Source organism: Bacteroidales bacterium (genome assembly GCA_016707785.1).
GTDB lineage: Bacteria > Bacteroidota > Bacteroidia > Bacteroidales > UBA4417 > UBA4417.
This window is the reverse complement of record JADJGZ010000026.1, coordinates 22,716-48,738: the sequence shown is the minus strand read 5'-3', so window position 1 is coordinate 48,738 and position 26,023 is coordinate 22,716. Positions and strand designations below refer to the sequence as shown.

The window sequence follows — 26,023 nt, the reverse complement described above, 5'->3', positions numbered from 1 at the left end:
TGTAGGAAAGGATGTGCATGATAAATGGACGAACGGTATGAATTTGATGGTAAACGGTAGCTTTTAGCTATCTAAGGTATTTCCCGGATTTCTGCTTTGGACTGACAATTTAGTGATTTAGCCTCCTATACCGAATCGCAACGGGTTTACGATCCTTCAATTGATGGACTGTTCTTCATCCTGGTAAAACTCATTCCATGCAGTTTCCGTAAGCCAACAGATCGCAAAACAGCCTGGTATGATTAAAAAAGAAAAAGTACTGTGTTTCTATTGGATCAAATTAAACAATTTATAAATTAGCTTATATAAATAACACCATATGAATCAGACCCCCGCTACTGATAAACATCCGCCTTCAAAAAGTAACGGGATTTGGGGTGATTTGCGGTATTTTTTTATTCAAAACCCTGCTGAATCCACGCTTGTGAAGTTCAGCAATGAAGAAAAGAGGCGGGAATACAGTTCGAGCATCCTGCAAAGGACGGGAATGGAGGTGGATAAGTTCAGGGTACTGAATATTCATAAAATCGGCATTGATGTCCCGGCTACTTTTGTTTTTGAAGAATTACTGAAATGGAACGGGGATTCCAGTTGCTGGCCGAATCATATTGCCAGGGTAACTCTTAAAGATGGTGAACTCAAAACAATCAAAGTCAACCTTTTTGGATTGCCTTCTGATCCTTTCCGGCCGGGGAAAGGCTTACTCAGGATACAGTTGCTTCACCTGTTTAACCTGAATGCCATCAAAATTCAGCGTACCCCGGAACCGTATGATTTCGATAATGCCAGGTACCTGTTATACGAGTGTTGTGGCGGGTACCCGATTGGTGTGTTTTCAATGTACCTGCGATCAGCCATTCCCGAGAGAGGAGAAAAGGAGGTGTCACAACTATTTATACTTGTAGGATTTAATTTTTATGGAAGCCGGTCACTAACCCGGGTGAATTTCATTCATAAAACCTGGGAAGCCATCCATAACCGGGCTACTGCGCATATATTGAATCGCTTTAAACAACTCTGCGAATGGCGCTTTCAGAAATTTATTACTGAATCCACCCTGAAAAGCTCTTTTACTACAGAGACTTCTGATTCCATCCCTTTTTAATTGGAATTGATTGAAGAATTCGCTGCACTATCTTTGATTGGTCTTTGGATCAACAGGCTTATAGGCGGGCTTGCCAGGATCCGGGAAAGTTGAAGGATGTTGACCTGTCATCAAACGTTGATTTTCATAATAAAGCCCTTCTGCATCCTTTTGGGTATTCCCATCATCATTCAGGCCGGTTGATATTTTCCGTTTATAGCCGGCAGAGGTCACCTCAGTTGAAAGTTCAGGTTCTTCGTACCCTTTCCTGTTTCCAATAGCTATATATGACAAAGACACCGTGTTTTTGCCTGCATTGTTCTCCAGTACTTTGCATCCGGTTGCAGAAACTTCTGCGAGGTAAACGCCATTGGAGTTGCCCGTTGGAGTAATCGTAACAACAATCGGTTCATCCGTGGAAACAGCTTCTGCGAATGCAGGGTCAAAGGTGATGATGGCTTTACCATTCGAAAGGGTAGCGTATCCACTGGTTTGAACCGTGACTTTTGAGGATACCGAGGTATAAAGCACAGTCTGTGATTCGGAGCCATTGCCCTGAAGATGAACATCAAGTCCATTCCGGTAAACATCCCCATCAGCATATAATGCATATTGCTCACCTTGAGTGAAGGTGCCATAAATATTTCCATGGATATGGGCCCCCATCAGGTCGCCATAGGCACCCATTCCGATACTGGTATGTGCCTGGGATGATTTACCAGTTCCATTGCTGCTGCTGGTAAAATAACCTCCATATGTGGTGCCACCTGAATTTTTATAACCCAGGGATCCCCAATACATGCCTGATTCCTGCGAACCCAGTATACCACCACAGCGGGTATAATCATTATAATTAAAACCACTGATCCCAAAGGAGTAAACATCACCCCAATACGAATAACCAACAATCGCTGAGTTCCCCCCGCTAATGCCATAGGATATACCGCTATTCACCGTTGTACGGGTCCTGATGGAATAAATACCTGTCTGCCCGTCGGTCTGGTCGCTTTCTACATGTATGATATGATCCTGAATGTACTGACTAAACCCGATATTGGTGTAGTTGTAAAAGTCATAATTGACCTGCAGAACAGAAGAAGGTGAATCTGTCCCCATTCCAACAAAACCATCAGTGTAATATATACTATTACCATTCCATAACCAGGGAGGAGTATTTGCCCCTACCATCGTCCAGTATGGGTAAGCCGGGGAGCCGGCATTATGATATAACCCTACATCTCCATCAGTCTGATAAACTATCAATCCAAAGGCCGGATTAGAGATTGACATTCGCTGGGCAGCTGTCATTCTCGGAGCCAACAGGCCTTTACTGTTGCTCTTTATATCAAGAATAGAAGAATTGTCAGGGCTGGAACCATCGGTGTTTACAGCTACCTGTGCGAAAGAGAAACTCGCCAATACAAGTAGTATTGGTAACAGAAATTTTTTCATGCGGGGGTTTTTGGTTTTTCTCAACTGAATCACCGCTTGCCAGGAAAACCTGTTAAATGGTAATAATTTCCCGGTTCTGTACATTCCGGGATCAGTCAGCCTCAAAATTATGGATTTTAAGCAAGCAGTAAAGCCTTGAATAGATTATAATGCTGAAAAATTTGCAACGTGCATAGTCATTATACTCTTGAAGGTAACCCTCCCCCCCCCCCCCCCCCCCCCCCCCCCCCCCCCCCCCCCCCCCCCCCCCCCCCCCCCCCCCCCCCCCCCCCCCCCCCCCCCCCCCCCCCCCCCCCCCCCCCCCCCCCCCCCCCCCCCCCCCCCCTCCCCCCCCCCCCCCCCCCCCCCCCCCCCCCCCCCCCCCCCCCCCCCCCCCCCCCCCCTCCCCTTCCCCCCCCCCCCCCCCCCCCCCCCCCCCCTTCCCCCCCCCCCCCCCCCCCCCCCCCGCCCCCCCCCCCCCCCCCCCCCCCCAAAATCCTGTTTTGTAAATATTGCCATTCTCATAATACCATTTCCAGGTACTATCAGGTACACCTTCTTTATAAAAACCCTCTGTTTGTACTTTGCCATTTTCATACCAATAGGTCCAGTATCCTACTTTACGACTGTCCTTGAATTCTCCTTTGGCCTGCTGGTTTCCGGAAGGGTAATTGATGGTTTTTATTCCATTCACACCCTTGTCAGCAAAGAAATAAGTGGCAATGATGATGATAAGTCCGATAATTAATGCAACCGGGCGGTGCTTAAAAGATTTTGGAATGCCATTGCTTTCATAGGCGCTGATTTGGCGGATGGTTTCTTCCGAAACTTTTCTGAACGCAAACTTATATCCTTCATAGATTGCTATACCATAGATGAAAAAATCCACAGGCTGATAGGAACCGCTAACCAGGCCCCATGCAGCCTCAGCATTTAATGACAGGAGGGTTTCAAGGTAACTGCTGTTCAATTCCTGTGCAAGGAAAACCACCTGGCTGAAAAAATTCCCCAGGAAGCAGGCAATAAAGGCAAGGAATGCTCCCAGGTAGCCAAATTTTTTATCGATTCCACCTCCGAAAAAGGAGATGGAATATCCGATCAGCAGCCCGATGATAATAGCACCAAAACCGGTCTGGTAGTTGGTAATAATTGTAATTGCAGCCCAGATGATCGCACAACAAAGTGCTGCAACCAATCCTCCCCAAAATGCAAAACTGAAATCCTGCTGGCTTTTCAGTATCCTGCTGATCTCTTCACCGGGTAAGCCATTGGAACTCCTGGCTTCTTCCACTGTTTCTTCTACTTCAGCCTGCCCCTCCAGGTCTTCATAATACGGGCATTCCTGTGATTCTGCCGAAGGCTTTCCAGTAACACTGCAATAAAGGACTTTAACTCCATCCTTTTCGGTATGAATACACTCCGTACACCTGAACTTTGGCATAATTTATTAGAATTTTGGGATTCCTATGGCTAAGATATTAAATACCAGTGAATATGAGAGACAATCCTGCAATTCAATTTATTCTTATTTCAGGTGATCCAATCCGGCTGTGTAAGCTACTTCCTGTATTCCTTGCAAATCTATTCCTGTATTTGCAGGGTATGGATGTTTTCAGTGTAATTTTACAGGTACTTTAGGTGTTTCTGAAATGCCAGGACTATGAAAAGGCTATTCCTTTTATTTGCTTCAATTTTCTTCATCATGCTTGCTGCCAGGGGTCAGACTACTATTAATTTTTCAGGGATAAGCTGGAATGTAAGGAACGGAACTGGCGGACCAGGCCCTAATCTCTGGTCAGATGATCCAGCTAATGTTTGGGTTGATACTCTTGGTTACCTTCACATGAAAATCCGAAAGGAGAATGACCAGTGGTTCTGTTCCGAGATCTATTCCCAGAAATCATTTGGTTATGGTGACTACACGTTTGAGCTGCTCAGCGATCCGGAAGTCTATGATCCACGCATTGTTGCGGGATTATTTACCTATGAGGATGATAGCAGGGAGATCGATATTGAATTTGCCAGGTGGGGTAATGTGTCGGGGTTGACTTCCTGGTATACGGTTCAACCTGCTCCCTATACCTCTGAAAATCAATTTGGTTTCAGGATGGGCTTACAGGGAAGTCCATCGAGCCATAGTTTCCGCTGGACCGCTGACAGCATCTTTTTCAGAAGCGCTAAGCCTTTTACTTTTACTCTTCCGCCTCTGGATTCAACCATTGCCGAATGGACTTATGACGGGCCTCATATTCCACCGGTCGGAAATGAACGACTGCACCTGAACTTCTGGCTTTTCCAGGGACAGCCTCCCCTGGATGGAAATGAAGCCGAACTTATTATAAAGTCAGTAAAAGTACATTCCATTGCTTCGGAACAAGAATCGGAAAAAGAATCAAAAATCCAGGTATTCCCAAATCCTGCTAAAGATATGGTTCGGATTAAGTTTGAGGGCCCGGCAGTATCCACCAGGATCCGTCTGTTGAATGCCCTGGGAGTACAGTTACTTGAACTGGTCAGTGATAAGGCGGTAACAGAGATTGATATCTCCCGCTATTATAGAGGGATGCATTGCATTATTGCTGAGCGGGAGGGTAAAGTTTACAGTACAAAATTCATGATCATTCCTTAAAGGATGCTGCGGGATATGAATGCAAAGCGTAAATAGGATAATCAGACTATTCTGCCCGGCTGATGCTGAAAGTGCAGGCATATTTTGAAGGAGGAGTTTTCTGAGCTTTGGCCGGAACCAGGATAATGGTTTCCCCATCTACAGTCTTCCACTTCAGTTTTCCTTCGAAACCTTTGAGCTGAATCACTGCTTTGGATGCAGGTTTAATGCCTTTGATCCTGATTTCAGCCGGTAAACTGCTTACATTTTCATCCAGGAGGTAAATGGCATTCACCTGTCCATTTTTGTTCCTGGTAAAACAAATATTGTTTTCCTTATAAGGGGCAACGGGACGGGTGGCATAAATTGCCTCGCCATTGATTTTCATCCAGGCACCAATTTCTTTCATCCGGTCGTAGGCTGCATCATGATAATCGCCTTCAGGGCTTGGGCCAACATTCAGCAGGTAGTTACCGCCTTTTGCGACAATATCCACGAGGTTATGAATGATCTTCCAGGCAGGTTTATAAACATCATTTGGAACATAGCTCCATGAGCCGGCCATGGTCATACAGGTTTCCCATGGGTAATCCAATGGCTTTGCAGGGATCTGTTGTTCAGGAGTGCGGTAATTCTCAAATTCAGTTCCTACCGCCCTGTCCACAACAATAAGCCCGGGCTGATGACTTCGGCCCATTGCAGCAATTCCAGCCATATCAATATCCTGGTCGATCACCTTATGATAGTAGTCTACGTTAGGGTTGACGGTGCTTTTAGGACAAACCCAGCCACCATCGAGCCACAGGATATCAATTTTACCATAACCGGTCATTATTTCCTCAATCTGGTTGAAAGTGAATTTCTTGAATGAGTTCCATCTTTCCGGATATTTGGCAGGATCATAGTTTACGTTCCTGTCTTTTGGCGGGAAATAGGACCACCAGTAATCAGGACAATTCCAGTCGGGCTTGCTGAAATAGGCTCCCACTTTAAACCCGTTGGAACGAAATGCATCCGTAACTCCTTTGGCAATATCTGCTTTGGGATTGGTATGAAAAGGGGTCTTTCCTGAAGTGATCTTATAGTCTGTCTGCTTAGAGTCGAACATACAGAAGCCGTCATGGTGTTTAAAAGTAAATACTACATATTTGAAGCCTGCATCTTTAGCAGCAGTGGCCCATTTCTCAGGGTTGAACTGCGTAGGATTGAAAGTTGTCTGAAGGCCTTCGTAGGCTTTCTTGTAAGTAAAGTAATCTTTCGAGAATTCACCGCTTCTTTGCGTCCATCCTTCATCTTCGGGGCAAAGGCTCCAGGATTCCACAATCCCCCATTGACTGTATGTTCCCCAATGCATAAAAATTCCGAATTTAAGGTCCTGCCATTCTTCGAGATTTTGCAATACTTTAGGATCAACAGGTTTGATATAAGGGGATTCATGTTCCTGGCAGAATGAGCTGATGCCAATGAACATAAGCAGAATGAGGAGTTGAGTTTTCATATTATTGGATTATAGGCTGTTTTTCCTTCTGATTTTGATTTGCATGGCTCCGTCAATGGGTTCACTGGAAACGAGGATAAGGTATCCACCGCCCCCGGCACCGGATAATTTCCATCCCCATGCTTTATCTTTATACATATTGATTGTATTGTTGATATCCTCATCCACCATGTTGGGGAACATCGCTACCTGGGCTTCGAAAGATCGTCTGAAAGCATCCCCGAAGGCCTTGATATCTCTTTTCAAAATTGCATTCCAGCAATCCACGGTTGCTTTGGATAGTAATCCGGCTGCATCGGGGGTTATTTTTGTGTTGTCCAGGACGCTGTAGGTATTCACCCTGGGTCCCAGTGTTACCAGGTACAAGTTCTTTTCAATCCAGGTGAGGATTCCTTCTTCATGCACAGAAGTGATCTTTTCAGGCCAGTAATTCCCGTTATAATCAAGCCTGTTAAGCCCGGGAAGCACTATCCCTAATGAATCCTGTGAACCTGCCACTTCCTTGGTGCCGGGTGGGTTCTCGAAACTAAACAGCAGTCGTGCCAGTTGTTCCGCATCCCCGAGCGGGATTTCATTTTTCCATAATTCAATGGCTTTCCTGCGGGTACTTGACGACATACCGCTTCGTTCGTTGAAAGCCACGGTAGGTTCAATGCTGACAGTGATTACCGGACCGGGATGATACCTTGAAACAAAAGGTTGATCCAGCCATCCACCTGCCAGGTCGATGCGGAAAGGGATCGTACATTCGGTGCGGAGGGAAGTGGTGGAACGTACCGGCAAATCGGCATGAGGGATCCTTTTCAGGACCTTATACTCAATGCCCATATCCTTGCAAAGGGCTTGCTTGGTAGGTGTATGCCCATCTTCATTAACGATGAAAAAATCGGGCATAATATCACGCAACTCCTTTTCAAAGTCGATGATACCCCAGCCGGAGTTAATACGGCATTCCTTTACGCATGCAAGTGCATCAATCATATACTTCCGTTCAGCCTGGGAATTGACAGGATACCTGCCTTTGAGGTGCTCAACATTGGCATCGGAGCCTATGCTTACATAGAGATCACCATAGGAGGCAGCCTCCTGGAGAAATGCAATATGGCCGCTATGGAGTAAATCGAAGCAACCGGTAACAAATACTTTCTTTTGAATCATTTCGGGCAGGGGTTGGCGATGATCTGTATGGAACACTTCTGTCATAGGTTCAGGCCATTCATTGAGGTTTAAGGCTGAACGCAGGCTGGAAAGCATCGGGAAAAGTCCGCTGATGAGTGATGTTTCAATATACAGGAAGAGTTGCTGGGCTTTTTTAAATATGCGGATACGGTAGATCCCTTTGAAGATGGAACCAGATTCCTGTTCATTAATAAAATCAGCAGGAAAACTGCCTAGTGGGAATGGAGCTGAAAAAGTATAGGCCAATCTTACAGGATTGTCAATAGGAGGGATGTTGGGTTCCCATTCAAACCATAATTCCAGCCCGGTCCACCATTCTCCTTCGTTTCGGTTTTCCAGCGGTTCCTGCATCGAATCAGTGAGTTTCCACCATTCACGGGTAGTTGAATCCTGACCGATAGCATTCATATCTTTCTTGAAATCCTCGCCGGAGTAAACCATATGGCTAAAAAGCAGGCTATTATGGAGAAAGATAGTGTAATCAGTGATATTCGAACGCCTGATCTGCTCCAGCACCCTGGGAAAGGTATGGCGGTGAAGAACTATGTAACGCTCTTCAAATTCTTTCTTCAGGCCAATAATGCTTCCAAAACAACTGGATAAATCTTCCATAGGTGAAACAGGGGTCTGTTCATATTAAAATCTGATCATCATGCAATTAAAGGAATAAATTAAAGGACCATTATCAGCAAGGGCCTCCCTGATTCAGCATTCTATTCCCTGTGATATCTTTTCATTTCAGCAATCTGCTCTGCTGTTAACCTGATTGCCATATTATTGCTTCTCATTATAATACCGCAAGCCAGTTCAAAGAACAATGCCTTCTGGATAACATCCTCAAAGGACTTGCCTACTACTACCTGCCCATGATTCTGAAGGACAACAAGATCATGATGCTTCATGGATTCTGTCACCTTTTTCCCAATTTCAGGGGAACCCGGACAAATATAGGGGAGCATGGCAACCGGTCCGACATACATAGGGATTTCATTCACCACATTAAAATCCTGTGGGGGCTCCGGCAGGCATGCCAGTGTCGTAGCATAAAGTGACTGGAAATGCAGGATCACTTTCACATCTTTTCGCTCTCTCATGATGCCAAAATGGAAACCACTGTCCATAGAAGGCCGCACTGAATTCAGGATCATCCCATCCGTCAACCGGCTGATACAGATTTGATCCTTTGTTAAGGTTGGAAGCCATGAGCCTGTTTGAGAAATAAGCATAATATCATTGTCGATGCGCCATGACATATTACCACTGCTGCACAGCAGCAATTGATGCGTTCCCAGTTTATGGGCGGCTTCCGTGAATGCCCTGAGCTGACTATCGGTTACAATTGGCATGATGAGCGGATAATTAGGTTACAAGTTTAAGAAATATTTTATTTTGTGGTTATTCTTTGATAAGCTTTCATTTACCCTCATCCTGTTGAGAATAGATTCCAATTGCAGAACCATGAACCTGACCTATCATGGAATGCTGTTTTAATACCTGGAATAGAAAGGGAAACTTTCGATCAGGCAGGCGGGAAAAATTAATCTGGCAGAGAAGCCGGGTTTTCATGAGTAGTAAAACAAAGTCGCTACAAAGGTACTACAGCTTTCATTCTATTACAAACCAACTGAATCCGTGAGCAGGAATATTGATTTCCAGCCAGATGTCTCCATTATTATCTGTTTTATAAGTGTTTTGGAGTCCTTCTTTTTCACGTACCCGGGCAATTTCTTTAATTCCTGTATAATATAACGGCACTTTGATTGTACGTTGGATAGGCTCATCCAATGGATTGAAAACCATCAGGAGTCCTTTTTCTTCCAGGGAAGGATCAACATGCATAAATCCATCCCAATCCCTGCCATCAGCTCTTCGCAGGTGTATGATGTCGGAATTCAGGATCAGCCTGTATTTTTTGTACCATGTTACCCATTCTGTCACCAGTGTTTTCGTTGCTTCTTTGTCATAGAGCCTGAATCCACGGTAGCAAGCCTGAACACCTGCGCCGAAGTTTTGCGCCAGGTGAGCCTCGTATTCCTTAAGATGTTCTGAAAGTGGCTCCAGGGTAGCCTCTGCGCCTCCTCCCTGGTATTCAACGAGAGGTACAAAGGTCCAACCCATTGAGGGAGTTTTTTCCCAGGTGCCGTCATAGAGGTTTTGCCTGCCCAGCATAATCTGCCGGTCACGAGGCAATGACCAGTTGGTTTCCCTGTAGCCGATGGCCGATTTATTGGAGCCGGAAAGGAAATACCAGTCGGGAACATTCAGGTAAATATCTTTTGAACGGCAGTAGTTGTAAAATTCAGTGATTGATTTCCATTGATTCCATTGTGAATCTGCCAGTCCCTTATGCCCCGGATGTGTCACAGAGGCACATTTATCACCGGGATATGATCCGTCATGTTCCAGAAGGGCGAAACCGGTCTGGTCGATGAAATTCTTCAGATTTTTAAAATAATCAATGCCCCATTCACTGCCAAGGCAGGGAGAATTGCCAAAGATCGCACCGCCTGTTTTTCCTGTGGCAGGGTTAATCACATCTTCCTCATCATTAATCCTCCTGCTGGCTAACAGTGAGTATCCTCCCAGTTCAATGCCTTTTTGATTTGCTTCGGCAACCAGCCCTTTCATTTTATTAATATATTCAGGATCAGTACTTTCCATATTCAATCCACTTCCAAAGCTCAGGATGATCATTTCGAAACCTGTTTCAGCACATTGCTGGATCGCTTCATGGATCACAGATGGGTCGGTAGAGGTGAGGTGCAGGAAAATGGGATTTTCAAGGGCCCATGGAGCAAGGGTCCTGTACATTTTACGTGTTGCCAGTCCTTTCCTCTCCAAATCATCGCTGTCGTAAAGCAGCTCAAAAACCCTGAAACTTTCCAGGCGTTCACCGGGTTTAAGAGTTTGATCCGGCCCAATGGGTGGTTTACAGATCAGCTGGCATGGAGTATTCAGACCATAGTCAACCTGTGAGGTATAAATGCTGTCCCTTACCCAAAAGGTAGTTTGGTTAGATGTTTTTGAATTCATCCCGCCAAAAGCATAATCCGACAATACCAGCATATTGGGCTTATCCCAGTATCCAATGGTTTCTGTATGGGCAACCGGTTCCACAACAGCAAGATTCTCGTTATGAAACGATTGAATGGTTATGGATGAAGAAGATTCGTTTTTAACTTCCAACCATTTACTGATCAACGGAAGCCCTTCATAAATTTCATAATGCACTTCGGGCTTGATCCCCGGGTAAAGTGAAGAAGAGTACTGGAAGATGATTTCAATTCCTTTGGGTGGCCAGTTATGGGCAGCAATCCATCGTTTTGGAGCCCACTCAAACCGGGCACTGATGGGTTTGATGAGAAATCCATCAAATGTAAAATCGGAAGCTCCAACTTTAAACAGATCCAGCCATTCAGTTTCGATGTAGCCATATTCAAATTGGCCTTGAAGTCCGCCAATATTGAAGTCCTTTCCATCAATCACCAGGCTGGCCTCCGGTTTCAATGCCCTGAGCATCTCTTCACCATTCACCAGGTTTTTAAAGCTGTAACAGGCAACATTCGGACTCAGTCTGAAATGTCTTTCAACCAGGCCATTGCTAATGACCAGGTCGTTATTGGTTTTTCCTTTAAAGACCCCGGCTTTGAATACGCCCGGTTTCAGCAGCCAATCGGGTGTTTTACCGCTCAGAGTTGCTGGAAGGGGAGGCAGGGAAGAGGCTGATTTCAAGAGCCCCTGTGCTTCTGTTTCCGTGAGCAATGTTACTAATACAAACAGGGTTAGAAGGATTTTCATTTCTGGCTTATTAAAGTTAAAGTAGGCTCTTATTTAATGCATCCGGAATGTGCCAATTTTATTTTTTAACCAGCCTGGCAGCATACCCTCCTCCAGGAGCCAGGTGAATGCTGATGACGGCTGATTTTGAAACATCAGCGGAGTTTACCTTGAAGTCCCTGGCTTTTCGGTCGGCATTGATACCATCTTCCCATCCCATGAGTATGTAGTTTCCATCGGGTAAAAAGCTGAGGGGAATTTTTATATCCCTGGCATTGCTGTTGGTCATAGCTCCGATATAGTATTCATTTCCATGCTGGCGTGCCACAACCAGGTATTCTCCAATCCTTGCATCTATTGGGAAGGTTTCATCCCAGCTGGTAGGGACGGCAGATAGAAAGTCCATGCATTCCTTTTCCTTTATGTAATTTCCGGGAGCATCACATAGCATCTGCAGAGGGCTCTCGAAGATCACATATTTGGCCAGCTCGTGGCAGCGGGTTCCCATACTCATAGGTTCTGTCCAGCTGATACTAAAGGTTTTGCTGTTAGAATTTATCATGGCACCGGGTGTATAATCCATGGGGCCGGCAAACATCCTCGTAAAAGGAATGGTGCAGTCGTGTTCAGGGGTGATGTTTTTCGACCACTTATTGTTTTCCGATCCCTGCACACCTTCCCTGGTAAGGGCATTGGGATAGGTGCGGCTAAAGCCTGTTGGTTTGTAGGAACCATGGTAGTCTACAAGCAGGTGATGCCTGGCAGCAGCTTCAGCCACTTTTTCGTAATAATTCACCATACGTTGATCGTCCCGTATAAGGAAGTCGACCTTAATTCCGGCAGCACCCCATTTTTCAAATTTCGCAAGGGAAGCCTCGAATTTCTCTTCCAGGGCCCTTCCGGTAACCCAAAGGATCAGTCTTACCTTTTTCTGACTTGCATAGCTGAACAGTGCTTCCATATCAAGGTCGGGGTTGATCTTATCCAGGTCATCATTATCTGACCAGCCTTCATCCATGATCACATACTCCAAACCATGAGCTGAAGCAAAATCGATATAATATTTGTAGGTTTCAGTATTGATGCCGGCTTTGAAAGGTACATCCCAGATATTCCAGTTATTCCACCAATCCCAGGCTACCTTGCCTGGTTTGATCCAGTCGGTATCCTTTAGTTTGCAGGGACTCCCAAGCCGGTAGATGATGTCATTCGAGAGGAGGTCTGCATCCTTTCCTGCTATTCCTATTACCCTCCATGGATACTCCCTGGTACCGGCAGTCCGGGCAATATAATCCTTTCTGTCTGCTACGAGGTAGCTCCTGCGGTCGGTACTGATCGTTTCCCTGCCAGATGCTTTGGGAAGAATACTCCTGAAACCTCCTGCCTGAAGGCTATCCCTGACCAGGTAGAGTCCGGGATAATCGAGAAGATCTGCTTCGCTGAAAGCAAGAATTACGTTTTGAGGTGTCCTGAAAACAGCAGGGAGCACACACATTTTTCCATTTGAAATGGCACTCACTGCTTTACACGGATATAGACGCTCACTGTGGGAAATAAAGTTGTTTTCTTCCCCGAAATAGATGGAATCGGCAGGGTTCACGAGTAACCTGAATGGTTCATTCAGAATGGTGATACTGTCTGGTAACCGGGTAAGCATTCTCCAGGCTACCCCATCATCATAGGCTCTCATTTTTATGCCGGAGCCACCTTTGAACCAAACTTCTGTCTCGGTGTAAAAATCATTGATCCGGCTCCTCTTTTCAGGAATTACGGGTATAATTGTATTCTTATAAGGTGTTGTGGTAACCACTCGCCTTACAGGGTTCACGTAAGCAAGCGGATATTCCAGGATGTTCAATCCCAGGTCCTTAACAGTCGCTACTTCCTTATTATTATACCTGACAATGATCTCTGCTGTTTCAGCGAGATTCATCGTTATCACTGTTTTCCCATCCGGAGAAACAGCAGTTATGGGCATGACTTTTTTTTGTGCCATGACAGAACACATCAGCATTGAAATCAATACTGTTAGCAGGAACCGGGAAAATTGGGTCATTTTTTCTTGGATTAATTATCAGGTCAATAATAAATAAAGGGTTTTTCAGGCAAGTTAAATGCCTGGACAATTATTCTTTATAACGTTGATCATTTTTGAAGGTGTGAAACCTCTTTGGCCAACTGTTCACCGATGCCGATTTTGTATCCTTCGGAAAAGTACACGAGATTGCCCTTGGCATCACTAATGATAATCACCGGGAAATTGTTTTCCAGTTTATGTTTTTTCAACCTGCTTAATTCATTGAGCAGCTTTGATTGCTCATCGAAAGCAAACTGGCTTTGAGCGGGTAAGTTTGGAAAAAGTCCCGGATTGAAGGATTGACTGATCCTCTCCTTTTGAAGAAGGAACACGAGTCCGCCATTCCATTTCTCAAGCAACGTTTTCACGGCAGGGATATCCGCCATTACATGTTTTGAAGGCTCTTTATCCGGGTCAATCCAGATGTAAATGGCTCCTTTGGATTCTGCAGCTTTCGACGCCCTGGTAGCAGGTTTATTGGGGTATTCTTTGATAGAATAGGAACTAAGATCAACATGGGCCCAGGGTTTTGCCCTTTCAAAGGATTCCCTTACCAATACAGGGATTACTGTAAGTTTTCCTTCAGGGACTTCAAAGAAAGTCAGTGAAGATAACACTGATCCGTCTGATTGCCTGTTCCCGGTAACCAGGTAATATTTCCCGGCTTCAATATCGATTGATTCCTTGAATTTTGATAATTCCTGTCCATATTCAAAATCTACCGACCGATAGACCCCTTCCTTAAACCTGGCAATGGTGAAATGGATGGCATACTTAGGGTCGATGCTTTGATTTGCGTTCGTGAACCGGATGCTTCCCATGGCAGAGATGTTCTCTTTTACGGGCTCAAAAGCAACATTGATCCAGGATTGGCCATTCCAGTACTGGGGCAGATAGGTGGCAGGATTGATGCGGGATGCAATATGAAGGCTCCTGCAGACAGCTACAAAGAAAATGTCCCTGGAGCGTGTGTCAGCTACTTTCAGTTCAAATACCCCCCTGGGAGAAAGCGGAGAGCGGGAATGCAGGTTGGCAATATCATCAACACGAATATTCTCCCTGATCCATTGAATCAAAACCTGGATATCACTTTTAATACTTTGCTTGAACTCCATCGTAAACTGCTGTTGCAGATAGCCTCTCCATGGGCGCATCATCTCATTGGAGATACGGCCTGAAAGTATATAGGCGGAATAGAATTCAGCTTCTTCTCCTTCAATAGCAGCAGGGTAGGGGGCTGCGTTCAGAAGATGGTCAGTAAGGATTTCAGAACGCGTATCCCTCAGGTCTTTCTCGCTTATAGATTCCAGCAGGCTTAAAGCCCAAACATGGAGTTCGGGTTTGCATAAACTCAGAAAGTCAACAATCTCTTGCCAGTTTCCATAGCTTTTCTGGAAAATGGAAATCGTTTCTTTCTCATCCAGATTCATCTTCCTGGCAAAGTTCACTGACCATGCAGAGTCTTTGAAAGTCTGCATATAAGTCATACGAATGGAGTCTTCTACCAATAAACGACGGGCATTCTCGGCCCTGGAGGCTGGAGAAGCTGATGTTTCAGGGGGTGCTTTTTCTACAGGAGGGATCAGGTCGAAGTTCTCCGAAAAACTGGAAGGATGGTCACTCAGAAGCTGAAGAGTGAGGGTATCGGTCTTTTCAATTGTGATTTTTTTATAATTCCAGGCACCATCCAGGGTAGCCCAGATCAGCAGGTCTCCCAACCCGGTTGTAATGGAATGGAATCCGTTTGCATCGGTTTTTCCTTTGGCAATTGGATAGAATTCAGCATAATTATATAGTTGATATTCAACACTGGCTTTCACAGCCGGTTTCCCATCGGTATTGATGACTTTGATAACGATGGGTTTTGTTTCCGCATAATTCTTAATGAGATTAAGTTCAGAGAAATTATCCTGGCGGTCGATCACATTTTCATCGCCATTATACCATCCATAGGCCCGGGTATGCACTAACATTGCGCGCATGGCAGGTGCTGCAAACCAGCCCATATTCAGATCAGCATCCGGTTCACAGGCTCCCAGGAAATACCATTTCCCATCAATCCATACTTCTACCCATGCATGATTATCATCACTATGTGCCCAACGGGGGGTGTAGACCTGGCGGGCAGGGATCCCCATTGCCCTCATGGCTGATACGGTAAATGTGGACTCTTCCCCGCAACGGCCAAAGGATGTTTTAAGTGAGGCCAATGGGGAACTGGTACGCTCATCGCTGCCACGGTAGGTCACCTTTTCATGGCACCAATGGTTGATCTCAAGAGCGGCAGAACGCATATCCATCCCGCGAATCCTGCCTTTCAGTTCATCATAGACAGTTGTTCGGAACTCATCCAGGTTTTCATTATTAACCCTGATGGGTAAAACGAAATGCAGGAATTCTTCTTCCGGGATTTTTTGTCCCCAGGGCATTTCATTCCTGGCTTGTATCGTTTTCTTTACCTGTTCAAGGAAATAATCCCCCTGGTAATCAGCCAGGTCACTTAAAGGCATATATGCAAATAGGTATTCTAAGGCTTGACGTTCTTCAGGCCTTACTGTTCTTTCCAATACTGTAAAAAGTTGAGTTGCCCGGAGTTCAGCTGCCGATCTCTTTTGTTTCAGCGCCTGCGACATATTGGCAAGGGTCTGTGGATTGCTTATCAACTGGGCTTTCAATGAAGCTGCAATGAAAAGAAAGAGTATGGCCGAAAATAGAGTCCTCATTTGTTTTATTTTAATCTTACAGAATGGTTTCAAATTTCTGAATAACCTGGCACTGCTGCATTCTCTTTATTCGATGGTGATCTCATCGCAGAAAATCCAGCAGGCATTAGGATACCCTTTATGACCTTCCGGACAGGTGCCCAAACTGGAAGCAATAACTTTTACATACCGCGCTTGAACAGTTAATGCCGGTAATGACAAACTGCTCAATAAAGTACCTTTTTTATCGGTAGGGGTATTGTTTTTGGCAATCCCTGCGGAAGTATAGTTGATACCATCGTCTGAAATGAGAAATTCTACCTGGCTTGGCATAAAGATCCAGGAATTCTCATCCTGAAGGAATCCTGCACTAAACCGGGTAAGACTTTTTTTCTCCCTGAGGTCAATGACTGCTTCTAGGTTCACTTTTTCGAAACCTAACCATCCGCCTACCCGGTAATCAAGACTCCCGGAGAGTCCATCCACAAGCGTCCCTGCACCATTGCCTGAGTATTGACTGGCGGGTTGGGTGCTGAGGGAGATATCCTTGTCGTTCTTGATTTTCAGGAATTCCGCTGATATCCATTGACTTGCAACGCCCTTTGATTCAGCATAGAAGCGGATTTTACCGGATTCTGATACTGTGAAAGGACCATTGTAACTATTCACTCCCTGTCCGGCCATTACTTTGATGTCTGTGCCTGCAGGACCTTTGATTTCAATTTGTTTGGTATCTGTAAAAGTCTTGACCGCATCTGTCAGATAAGGTGCAGGAACAATAAGCTGATCAGTAATAGCTGTCACGGGTTCCTTCTTTTTCCCTGTACCCCAGCTCTTATTAGGTTGTCCGCCCATATCAAACACCAGGTTTCCCCCTTTTGACAGGACATCGTGATTCAGGAAGGATGCAGCATATTTCTTGCCGTTCAGCGTTGCAGACTGGATGTACTTATTTTCAGGAGATTGGTTTTTAGCCTGAATAATGAAGCTTTTTCCATTTTCAAGATGTACTGTAACTTTATCAAACCAGGGTGAACCTAAAACATAGAAGACACTTCCCGGATTAACGGAATATATTCCCATTGCACTCATAACAGCCCATGCCGACATTTGTCCGCAATCTTCGTTTCCGATTAATCCATCCGGTTTATCATGGTAGAAATCGGTCAAAATCCTGCGAACCAGTTCCTGGGTTTTCCATGCCTGTCCAGCAAAAGGATAGAGGTAGGCAATATGATGACTGGGCTCATTTCCATGGGCATACTGACCAATCAGACCAGTAATATCACTTTGTTCACGGCCTGTAGTTTTTGAAGATGCACTGAACAATTCGTCGAGCTTAGCAGCAAATTTGTCCTTGCCACCATGTAATGCAATGAGACCGGAGATATCTTGTGTAGCGGAGAAGCTGTATTGCCATGAATTGGCTTCAGTATAATTATAGTTCACCTCTGTTGGGTCGAAAGGTGAAAACCAGCCACCGTTAATTCTTGCTCTCATATTTCCTGTTGAAGGATCAAAGAGGTTTTTATAGTTCTGTCCCCGCTTTACAAAGGTTTTATAGTCTTCATTATTTCCGGTGGCTTTGGCGAATTGGGAGATACACCAGTCATCATAAGCATATTCCAGGGTCTTTGAGGCAGATTCCGCTTCCCTGTCGGAAGGGATGAAACCGATCTGGGCAACGGCTCTTAATCCTGCATTATCGCGTGTGGCACTCGTTTTCATGGCTGTTAATGCCAGCTCTGTGTTAAATCCTTTGATTCCTTTCATATAGGCATCAGTGATTACCGGGATGCTGTGGTATCCAATCATACAATTGGTTTCATTCCCATGCAGTTCCCATACAGGCAGCAATCCTCCCTGTTCATACTGGGCCAGGAAGGTCTTAATATAATCAAGTGTTCTTGTACGGTCGATGAGTGTCATCAGGGGATGATAAGCACGGTAAGTATCCCATAAAGAGAAAGTGGTGTACATGGTGAAACCATCCGCTTTATGGATCTTCTTATCCAGTCCCCGGTAATTGCCGTCAACATCTGTAAAAGTATTGGGCTGCACCATTGTATGATAAAGAGCCGTATAGAAAACAGTTTTCTGCACATCTGTGCCACCTTCCACTTCTATTTTATTTAACTCCTTATTCCAGATAGCTTTAGCATTTTGTTTTACAGCCTGGAAGTCCCATGCAGGAATCTCCTGGTTCAGATTTTTACGCGCCCCTTCAGCACTTACCGCAGAGATACCGACTTTCACCAGGATTTTTTCATCCGCAACCGTAATGAACCTGAAGCAGGCTTTAATATTCTTTTTCTTGTCGATAGCTTTGATCTTCAACCTGGGGGTATTATCTACCGCAATTTCATAAGATTCGAAAGGTTTGGAAAATTTCGCAACAAAATATACATACTGGTCTTCAGCCCATGAACGTGAGCGGCGCAATCCCTCAATTTCGGTATCACTGATCACTTTCAGGGATGATTCAAGGACTTCATCCCTGTGGAATAGGTCCAGGATGATGTTGGATTGTTCACTTGCCGGAAAAGTGTACTGATGAAACCCTGCACGGGTTGTAGCACTTAACTCTGCAGTAATTTTATAATCTTCGAGCAAAACCTTATAATATCCGGGCTCTGAACTTTCTGTCTGGTGTGAAAAATGGGAACGATATCCTGCTTGTCCGTCGGATCCGTTATTCCACCTGCTTTCACCTGTTGTTGGCATGAAAAGAATGTCACACAGATCAGGGACTCCGGTTCCATTGAGATGCGTATGACTGAACCCATAAATGTATTCATCATCATAATGGTATCCGCCGCATCCGTCCCAGCCTTCGAGTCGTGTATCAGGACTCAGTTGCACCATCCCGAAAGGCAGGGTAGCCCCGGGGTAGGTATGACCATGCCCGCCTGTGCCAATAAAGGTGTTTACATAATCGGCAGGTGATTTTTGTGCAGAGAGGGTTAACGTTACACAAAATAAGATTAAGGTAATGAGGTGGTTTACTGAGATTATTTTCATGATTATTAATGAGTTAATTTGTATTCTTGTCAACAATTGCGCCTGTTTTGTAATAGGGTAAAGATACAACTTTTTAAATTTCTTTATAAAGTCATTCAAGTAAAGATGGAATTTAGTTACTTTGTTTTCCGATAGCCTGGCAAATTCAAATGTTCATCCTGCTGACCTTAAAATTACTTCATAAAACCCCTTGATCATGAAATTCCGGTTGATTCTTTTAGCTGTCCTTTTATCTGGTGGAATCCTTTCCGCCCAGGAACCTCCGATTCCCATTGTACCCCGACAATACATATGCTATCAAACACCGGTTGCAGTAAAAATTGATGGTCTCATTAATGAACCGGAATGGGAGAAGGCTGCATGGACAGAGTGGTTTGAAGATATAGAAGGAAGTCTGAAACCAAAGCCTGCTTATAAAACACGGGCCAAAATGATGTGGGATGATCAATACCTGTATATAGCTGCCTACCTTGAAGAACCACATGTGTGGGCTACCTTGAAAGAAAGGGAGTCCGTGATTTTCTATGACCCTGACTTCGAGGTGTTTATCGATCCTGATGGAGATACACACCATTATATTGAATATGAAATGAATGCATTCAACACTCAGTGGGACCTGCTATTGTTAAAACCTTACCGGGATGATATTATTAATAATGTGGCGATCGATCATTGGAATTTCAATGGCGTTCGCTCAGCTGTGCATGTGGATGGCACCATTAATGATGCGTCCGATACCGACAAGGGGTGGAGCCTTGAGATAGCCTTCCCGCTGGATGCATTGGCGGAATTGAGTGCAACAGGAAAAGCGCCTGTAACGGGTGAGCAATACCGTATAGGTTTTTCACGAGTTGAGTGGGCGATAGATATTATTAATGGGAAATACAGTAAGAAAACTCACCTGGTAAATGGTATTCAGAAACCATTGCCGGAAGATAACTGGGTATGGTCACCACAGGGTGTGATCGCAATGCATCAGCCTGAAACATGGGCTTACCTGCAGTTTTCAGAAAAAGCTGTGGGTATTGGATCAGATCTTTTTGTTGAAAATCCTGACAATGCCGTTAAATGGGCGCTTCGACTACTCTATTACAGGGAAAAGGAGTGGAAGTCGAAACATGGTACCTATACTACCGAATTAAAAAGTCTTGGACTTGATGACTATATGATTGATGGCCGAAAATTTATCCCATCGATACAACTCACTTCCACATTGTATGAAGCCACTTTTCAATCAGACGATCAGAAAAGGCTATGGCATATTACGCAGGATGGACGGATATGGTTTACTTCCAGGCCTTAATATTCCTGGATAACAAAGGTTGGAACTGAAGATGGATTTGTGCGGATTAAGGGTGCTTTTTGAAGTCAACTTAAATATCTTTCTTAAAACCCTAATACTAACAATCGGTTGATAATAACTACTGCAAACAATGCAATCACAGGGTAGTAATTAAACTGGTTGATACTATCAAAATCACGGTTTGAAATCACTCCCCGGTAGTTTTTCTTCAATGCCTGCGGGTAGGTAAATAGAATGACCAAAGGTTTCACAATTGGCGATACCAGGATTAAGGCTGCAGCAACAGGGAGATTCAGCATGGTTGTGGCCACAACACCAACAATAAGCGGATACAAGATCAAGATAGCCATAAACCTGCCTCTCGCATAATTTATCTCCAGTGCTTCATAGGGGCTGAGCAGAACGAAATTCCTGGTAAGGCGGAACATGATTACATAGAGGAACATCATGGAAATTACCGATATGCTTATTACCAGCCATAACGGGAAATCCAGGATCTGGAAGGCTAGGCTTGTATCTCCTTCAGAAATAAAAGGTGCCACCATCAGGTAGCCGAAAAAGCTGATGTATCCAAAAATGGAAAGATAGTTCTGGAACATGAAAACCAGGTCCTTTTTGGTTCTGCCTTTACAAGCCCATTGGAAAATAATACCAATCAGCAAGCTAACCAATGGCCCGGCTGAACTAACCAATAATCGGTTAAGCTCCGAAACCGCAGAATTATCAAAGAGGGTATAGTTATGGTAAATCGTCACATTAGGAATACCAACAGCTAAAGCTGTAAAATAGTGCCCAAATTCGTGCAGTAGGGTTTCAAGGATATTCGCTATGATGAAAAGTATTGTAGAATTCAGAAAAACATAAAAATAAGTCCCTTTTGAATTATCTGCCATCATTTTTCTGTATTAATCACTGCAAATTTACACTAATAGATGATGGATATGCGAATTTTTCACCCTTAACTTCATTTAAGGGTGATTTCTGAGCGTTTAACAAGAGGGTTATTGAGAATATAAAACAGATCAGAAGAAGAGCGTAATAAATTCATCACGGGTGACATGGGCAAAATATTCATCGATTTCTATCTGGTTTGCCAGCTGCTCGATGGCATCCATTGTATGAGGGAGACCCACCAGGGCGGATTCCAGTTCGGCAGTTTCCTTACGGCTGAAATAATCTCCGAAAATTCTTACGGCGGTTATCATCCCATTCTCAGCCTGAAGATTCATTTCAATATGTCCGCCATTAGAAGTTTTGATATTTTTTCGGAAATCATAAGCTGGTGAATATCCAAAATTCCAATCCCAGCCTGAATATTTCTGATCCACAAGTTTCCTGATATTAATGTGATCGTCTTCACTCAATTCCATGACCCTTGCATCAGGATACATCTCATGGACATGATCTGTGACCAGTTTCATGAAAGCTTCAATCTCCATTGGTTCCTTTAGATGTTCAGAAATATTGGTTACCCGGCTTCTCACCGATTTTACTGCCTTGTCGGAGAATTTGGAAGGATCTACCTTTAATGCCCCGGTAAGATCAGCCATAACCGAGGAGAATAGGAGGGTGCCATGGTGAAGTACCCTGTCCTTGAAAACATGCTCGGCATTCCCCGAAAACTTACGGCCATCAATTGTCAGGTCGTTTCTGCCTTCAAACCGGGCCTGGATTCCAAGTTTCTGCATCACTTCCAGGATGGGTTGAGTAAACTTCCGGAAATCTACCAGGGTTCCGGGTTCTCCATGTCGGATAAAGGTGAAATTAATATTTCCCAGGTCATGGAATACTGCACCACCACCGGAGAGCCTTCGAACAACCTTAATCTTATTATCATTTACATATTCAATATTGATTTCTGCCAGCGTGTTCTGGTGCTTGCCCACAATGATGGAGGGTTCATTACGCCAAAGCATAAAACTGTCTTCTCCATAATTCTTCAGGATATATTCTTCAGCAGCAAGGTTAAAATAGGGATCAGTCTGATGTCGTTTTATGATTAACATAGGGTGTATGTGATTATGTAATAGGATGAAACCTGAAAAATGGCGCTATGTTCAATACAGATACATTAGATTATGAGTGAAATCAACCAATCAGTTTGAACTTATTCTTTGTTTCAGGTATGTTTCTCGTTTGTAGAGCCAGGGATTAGTTCCCATCCCATATTCCAGGGTGATGGAAATGGCATTTCCCCTCAGATTGGTACCTCCCTTATTCTTGAAATTCATGAAATGATATCGGCTGCTCAAACCAATAAACCTGTCGTTTTTCAGGTAGTACTTGTAACCGGCACCCAGGTGAATGGATGGTGAATAAATGTATTCACTCTCATCATCTTCATCTGAATCCGGATCATTTTCCAGGGTTAAAGTGTTGATAATCTCCAGGTCAGTACCTCCCAGGATCTCAAACTGATGGCGTCTCCAGTTTATCAGCTGCCGCCCTGCTTCCAGTGAAATATTGATCCCGGTGAAGTTATCAGAACTGTATAAGGAATCATTGTAAAGGACGTCATATTTATTAGCTGCACTTCCTATCCGGAAATGGAGTCCGAGGTTATAGATCATTTTTTTGTTGCTTGCTCCGATATACCCTCCCAGACTGGGATGTGACCCCAGGGTTAAAAGTTTATCATAGGGAATCCATGCACCACCACTTGCCGCATAATGGATCAGTGGACCAGAAAGTGAACCATAAACGGGCTGATCATAAACCTTGAATAATTGTGTTTCCTTATAATCAGAGGTCTCAAGCAATTTGAGCAGACTGTCACTGGGGTGCTGATAGTATTTCACAAAAAAGACTTCTTCTTTTGACAGATCCGGGTAGTACTGTGCTCTGCCGACAATACTATCAGTAAATGATTTGTACCACTTCAGCAATTCAAATTCCGGCACATAATAATCGTAGGCATCAAGTGATTCTCCAAGGGTATCATTACAGAACCAGAGGTAATGGTCAAGATGCCTGATGGTTTGATCACTGATCAGGGAATCACTGAAAGTACCTGCATCGATAGCCCATAAGATTTTTGTCCGATAGATGGTTTCATCTGTTCCGCATTTTTTCTCCCAATAATTCAACAGTGCATAGGCAGTGTCAATGCTCCCATCCTGGTAATATAAAGGAATCAGCTGCATACAGGCATACTGAAGTTCACTGCAGTCGGTAAGAGAATCGGAGAGTATCCATCGGGCTTCTACATTCTGCGCGAAGGATTTTGTAAGAAAGAAGAAAGAAATAAATAACAATGCCAGGATTCGTCGCATAAAAATTCAAATTCCGATGAAGCAACAAATATTAAGCCACGAAATTAAGAAAAAAAACCGGCCAGGGTAAATGCTGCCGGTAGTAATAACGAATTGACTTTTGTTTACTAATTGGGAACAGGATCAGTGAGATAAGGGGATTTAACCGACAATAGCCGTGTTTCCTGTTCTGATAGCTGTTTCATAAAAGTGCTGAAATCATCCTTGTCCACCAGGCCTTTAATTCCCTGAAGTGACCGGTAATAGCTGATTCCTGCAAGTATATTATGCCTGAACCCATTGTAGTAGTCCAGTTGTTTCTTGTCTGGATCTCCTTTCAACTCTTTTAAAAGCCCGGTAAGGTAATCGATGTATAATTTCAATTCATTGATAAACACATGTGGGCGGTCTTTATCGCTGATCAGGTTATCCCGTCCATAAATGTGATCTGTCATCTGTTTTAAAGTAGCTTCTTCACTGAACCAGGCCAGGTTAGGGCCGGGACAAACAGAAACACCGATGCCTTCAACATGGGTATCCAGGTCATTGGCGAGCAGGGCAGATGTGCCCAATCCGACGCAAATACAGGATTTATCGGTAATAGTCTTATATTCTTTGATATAATCCTTGAAGCTGAGCTCCTTATGGCCAAGTTCATCGATTTTGAGCTTTTGATATTGTTTCGAAGCTGTACATATCGGTTTCTCGGTAAATTCATCATTCAGAGATGCATATTGCTTTGAACAGGCACTTCCAGGGTTTCCATGATGGATTTGTCTGAGCTTTTCCTCGTCCTTGCTATTGCCCTTTACAGTATTAAAAGGAACTCCCAGAGGAGAGATATTACTCAGGTACAGGTCTTCTGCTTTTGCATTCTGCAGAAGCTGCAGGGTTTCCTTGTCGATATTTGAAACTTCAGGAACCAGCAGGAATGGGGTTCCCCATCCTATGGAATTCAATTCATAATGGTCGATAAGGAATTGGTGCTCTTCAGCAGTTCCAACACCGCCTTGAGCCGTAATTTTTATCCCGGGGGCATTTTCAGGGCAATACCTTGATTTGGAGGCCAATGCCTGTTCAAAAATGGAGAAAGTTTCATTCACCAGTTGAGCCCTGTTTAATTTGAATTCTTCCAGGATCGGACCTAAAAGGAATCCTTGGGTAGCGAAGGCGTGACCACCGCAATTCAGACCGCTTTCGATACGGTATTCAGAAACCCATAATCCCTTTTTTGCAAGGAATTTACCCTGGATCAATGCTGAACGGTAATCGCTGACTTTAAGGATGATTTTCTTTGTAAAATCCTCACCCTTAACAGGAAAAAAGCCTTCAAACTCTTCCAGGTAGGAATATAATTTAGGGTTCATTCCGGCTGAAAGTACCAGGGATGCCTGTACGGTACTGTTGGCAAAACCCCTGAGGGCTGCATGGGCATCATTGAATTCTGCAGGAAGTTTCTCCTTGTTTTTATAGTTTGCCCTGTCGAGTTTGGTCATGATATTGACGTCAATCCCCCCAACAGGCAAATGTGCATTTAACCAATCCCTGATACTACCCTGGGAATGATCTTTTACAAATTGCTGAAACTTTAATTTGATCTCGGAAGAGGCTGGCAACATCTCCATATATTTTTCAAATTCGCCGCCTTTACGGTGAACCGACTCTTTCAACGCTTCTACTTTTTCCTTTACTGATTTATCCATTAAATCAAGAAAAGCAGTGATGCGCTTAGCCCTGAAATCTTCAATCTTGCTGGAAATACCCTGGAAAGGAACATTCATCTGCCTGCAATGAAATTCCCGCATCTTTTCCATCAACATATCGTCCACCAGGGATATCACTGAAGATATGCCTAAATGAGCTACCCTGACAGGGGTATCAATTGTGAAACCAATTCCCATAACCGGGATATGGAATGAATGTGCATTCATGTTTTTATAATTAATAAAATTGTTGGGAGATGTATCAGGATGCCGGACACTGCTGTCATATTTCAGATGCAAAAGAAGCAACTCTGAGGGGCAACATTGGAATACCACTCCGGTAATTCTTTCACAAAGATAACTGCTTTTTGGTAATGAATTGCCAAATA

General features: G+C 44.2%; 16 protein-coding genes and 1 pseudogene. 3 read left to right on the top strand and 14 right to left on the bottom strand.

The window, feature by feature from the left end; genetic code table 11:
- The first annotated feature begins 319 nt into the window (after positions 1-319).
- The gene (locus tag IPH84_14215) at positions 320-1,105 is read left to right on the top strand and encodes a hypothetical protein (protein ID MBK7174350.1); all 786 of its coding nucleotides are present in this window, start codon (positions 320-322) and stop codon (positions 1,103-1,105) included.
- Positions 1,106-1,132: 27 nt separating this feature from the next.
- Here IPH84_14215 and IPH84_14210 read toward each other — a convergent pair whose 3' ends face one another.
- On the bottom strand, positions 1,133-2,536 hold the full coding sequence (locus IPH84_14210; protein ID MBK7174349.1) for a hypothetical protein: 1,404 nt from the start codon (positions 2,534-2,536) through the stop codon (positions 1,133-1,135).
- A gap of 91 nt (positions 2,537-2,627) precedes the next feature.
- Positions 2,628-3,956, bottom strand: a complete 1,329-nt coding sequence (locus IPH84_14205) for a hypothetical protein (GenBank protein MBK7174348.1) — start codon at positions 3,954-3,956, stop codon at positions 2,628-2,630.
- A 219-nt stretch (positions 3,957-4,175) separates the two neighbouring features.
- On the opposite strand from IPH84_14205, the gene IPH84_14200 reads away from it, so the two are divergent.
- Positions 4,176-5,144, top strand: a complete 969-nt coding sequence (locus IPH84_14200) for a T9SS type A sorting domain-containing protein (GenBank protein MBK7174347.1) — start codon at positions 4,176-4,178, stop codon at positions 5,142-5,144.
- A gap of 46 nt (positions 5,145-5,190) precedes the next feature.
- On the opposite strand, the gene IPH84_14195 is transcribed toward IPH84_14200, so the two are convergent.
- The 8 genes and pseudogenes from IPH84_14195 to IPH84_14160 all read right to left on the bottom strand — a co-directional run bounded on the left by IPH84_14195 (position 5,191) and on the right by IPH84_14160 (position 19,377).
- Positions 5,191-6,621, bottom strand: a complete 1,431-nt coding sequence (locus tag IPH84_14195) for an alpha-L-fucosidase (GenBank protein MBK7174346.1) — start codon at positions 6,619-6,621, stop codon at positions 5,191-5,193.
- A gap of 9 nt (positions 6,622-6,630) precedes the next feature.
- Complete coding sequence (locus IPH84_14190; GenBank protein MBK7174345.1) at positions 6,631-7,779, bottom strand: adenylyltransferase/cytidyltransferase family protein; 1,149 nt, start codon at positions 7,777-7,779, stop codon at positions 6,631-6,633.
- A 321-nt stretch (positions 7,780-8,100) separates the two neighbouring features.
- A pseudogene (locus tag IPH84_14185) lies at positions 8,101-8,412 on the bottom strand (L-rhamnose mutarotase).
- Positions 8,413-8,513: 101 nt separating this feature from the next.
- Positions 8,514-9,146 carry a class II aldolase/adducin family protein gene (locus tag IPH84_14180; GenBank protein ID MBK7174344.1) on the bottom strand — a complete coding sequence of 211 codons (633 nt, stop codon included), beginning with the start codon at positions 9,144-9,146 and terminating at the stop codon, positions 8,514-8,516.
- A gap of 259 nt (positions 9,147-9,405) precedes the next feature.
- Positions 9,406-11,532, bottom strand: coding sequence for an alpha-galactosidase (locus IPH84_14175; GenBank protein MBK7174343.1), 2,127 nt, complete (start codon positions 11,530-11,532; stop codon positions 9,406-9,408).
- Positions 11,533-11,656: 124 nt separating this feature from the next.
- Positions 11,657-13,633: a glycoside hydrolase family 97 catalytic domain-containing protein gene (locus IPH84_14170; GenBank protein MBK7174342.1), complete on the bottom strand. Its 1,977-nt coding sequence runs from the start codon at positions 13,631-13,633 to the stop codon at positions 11,657-11,659.
- Positions 13,634-13,722: 89 nt separating this feature from the next.
- On the bottom strand, positions 13,723-16,377 hold the full coding sequence (locus IPH84_14165) for a transglutaminase domain-containing protein (GenBank protein ID MBK7174341.1): 2,655 nt from the start codon (positions 16,375-16,377) through the stop codon (positions 13,723-13,725).
- Positions 16,378-16,443: 66 nt separating this feature from the next.
- Complete coding sequence (locus IPH84_14160) at positions 16,444-19,377, bottom strand: GH92 family glycosyl hydrolase (protein ID MBK7174340.1); 2,934 nt, start codon at positions 19,375-19,377, stop codon at positions 16,444-16,446.
- A gap of 196 nt (positions 19,378-19,573) precedes the next feature.
- On the opposite strand from IPH84_14160, the gene IPH84_14155 reads away from it, so the two are divergent.
- A complete protein-coding gene (locus IPH84_14155; GenBank protein ID MBK7174339.1) occupies positions 19,574-20,680 on the top strand; it encodes a carbohydrate-binding family 9-like protein in 1,107 nt (368 codons plus the stop codon).
- 83 nt (positions 20,681-20,763) lie between these two features.
- Here IPH84_14155 and IPH84_14150 read toward each other — a convergent pair whose 3' ends face one another.
- From IPH84_14150 to IPH84_14135, 4 genes are all read right to left on the bottom strand, one after another.
- Complete coding sequence (locus IPH84_14150) at positions 20,764-21,573, bottom strand: M50 family metallopeptidase (protein ID MBK7174338.1); 810 nt, start codon at positions 21,571-21,573, stop codon at positions 20,764-20,766.
- Between the two features lie 129 nt (positions 21,574-21,702).
- Complete coding sequence (locus IPH84_14145; GenBank protein ID MBK7174337.1) at positions 21,703-22,686, bottom strand: lipoate--protein ligase; 984 nt, start codon at positions 22,684-22,686, stop codon at positions 21,703-21,705.
- A 90-nt stretch (positions 22,687-22,776) separates the two neighbouring features.
- Positions 22,777-23,952, bottom strand: coding sequence for a hypothetical protein (locus IPH84_14140; protein ID MBK7174336.1), 1,176 nt, complete (start codon positions 23,950-23,952; stop codon positions 22,777-22,779).
- A gap of 107 nt (positions 23,953-24,059) precedes the next feature.
- Positions 24,060-25,862: a hypothetical protein gene (locus tag IPH84_14135; GenBank protein ID MBK7174335.1), complete on the bottom strand. Its 1,803-nt coding sequence runs from the start codon at positions 25,860-25,862 to the stop codon at positions 24,060-24,062.
- Positions 25,863-26,023 lie beyond the last annotated feature (161 nt).

What these genes read in the sequence shown, in the direction of transcription:
- IPH84_14215 (MBK7174350.1), top strand. Translation starts at nt 320, where the DNA reads ATGAATCAGACCCCCGCTACTGATAAACATCCGCCTTCAAAAAGTAAC.
- IPH84_14210 (MBK7174349.1), bottom strand. Translation starts at nt 2,536, where the DNA reads ATGAAAAAATTTCTGTTACCAATACTACTTGTATTGGCGAGTTTCTCT.
- IPH84_14205 (MBK7174348.1), bottom strand. Translation starts at nt 3,956, where the DNA reads ATGCCAAAGTTCAGGTGTACGGAGTGTATTCATACCGAAAAGGATGGA.
- IPH84_14200 (MBK7174347.1), top strand. Translation starts at nt 4,176, where the DNA reads ATGAAAAGGCTATTCCTTTTATTTGCTTCAATTTTCTTCATCATGCTT.
- IPH84_14195 (MBK7174346.1), bottom strand. Translation starts at nt 6,621, where the DNA reads ATGAAAACTCAACTCCTCATTCTGCTTATGTTCATTGGCATCAGCTCA.
- IPH84_14190 (MBK7174345.1), bottom strand. Translation starts at nt 7,779, where the DNA reads ATGATTCAAAAGAAAGTATTTGTTACCGGTTGCTTCGATTTACTCCAT.
- IPH84_14180 (MBK7174344.1), bottom strand. Translation starts at nt 9,146, where the DNA reads ATGCCAATTGTAACCGATAGTCAGCTCAGGGCATTCACGGAAGCCGCC.
- IPH84_14170 (MBK7174342.1), bottom strand. Translation starts at nt 13,633, where the DNA reads ATGACCCAATTTTCCCGGTTCCTGCTAACAGTATTGATTTCAATGCTG.
- IPH84_14165 (MBK7174341.1), bottom strand. Translation starts at nt 16,377, where the DNA reads ATGAGGACTCTATTTTCGGCCATACTCTTTCTTTTCATTGCAGCTTCA.
- IPH84_14160 (MBK7174340.1), bottom strand. Translation starts at nt 19,377, where the DNA reads ATGAAAATAATCTCAGTAAACCACCTCATTACCTTAATCTTATTTTGT.
- IPH84_14155 (MBK7174339.1), top strand. Translation starts at nt 19,574, where the DNA reads ATGAAATTCCGGTTGATTCTTTTAGCTGTCCTTTTATCTGGTGGAATC.
- IPH84_14150 (MBK7174338.1), bottom strand. Translation starts at nt 21,573, where the DNA reads ATGGCAGATAATTCAAAAGGGACTTATTTTTATGTTTTTCTGAATTCT.
- IPH84_14145 (MBK7174337.1), bottom strand. Translation starts at nt 22,686, where the DNA reads ATGTTAATCATAAAACGACATCAGACTGATCCCTATTTTAACCTTGCT.
- IPH84_14140 (MBK7174336.1), bottom strand. Translation starts at nt 23,952, where the DNA reads ATGCGACGAATCCTGGCATTGTTATTTATTTCTTTCTTCTTTCTTACA.
- IPH84_14135 (MBK7174335.1), bottom strand. Translation starts at nt 25,862, where the DNA reads ATGAATGCACATTCATTCCATATCCCGGTTATGGGAATTGGTTTCACA.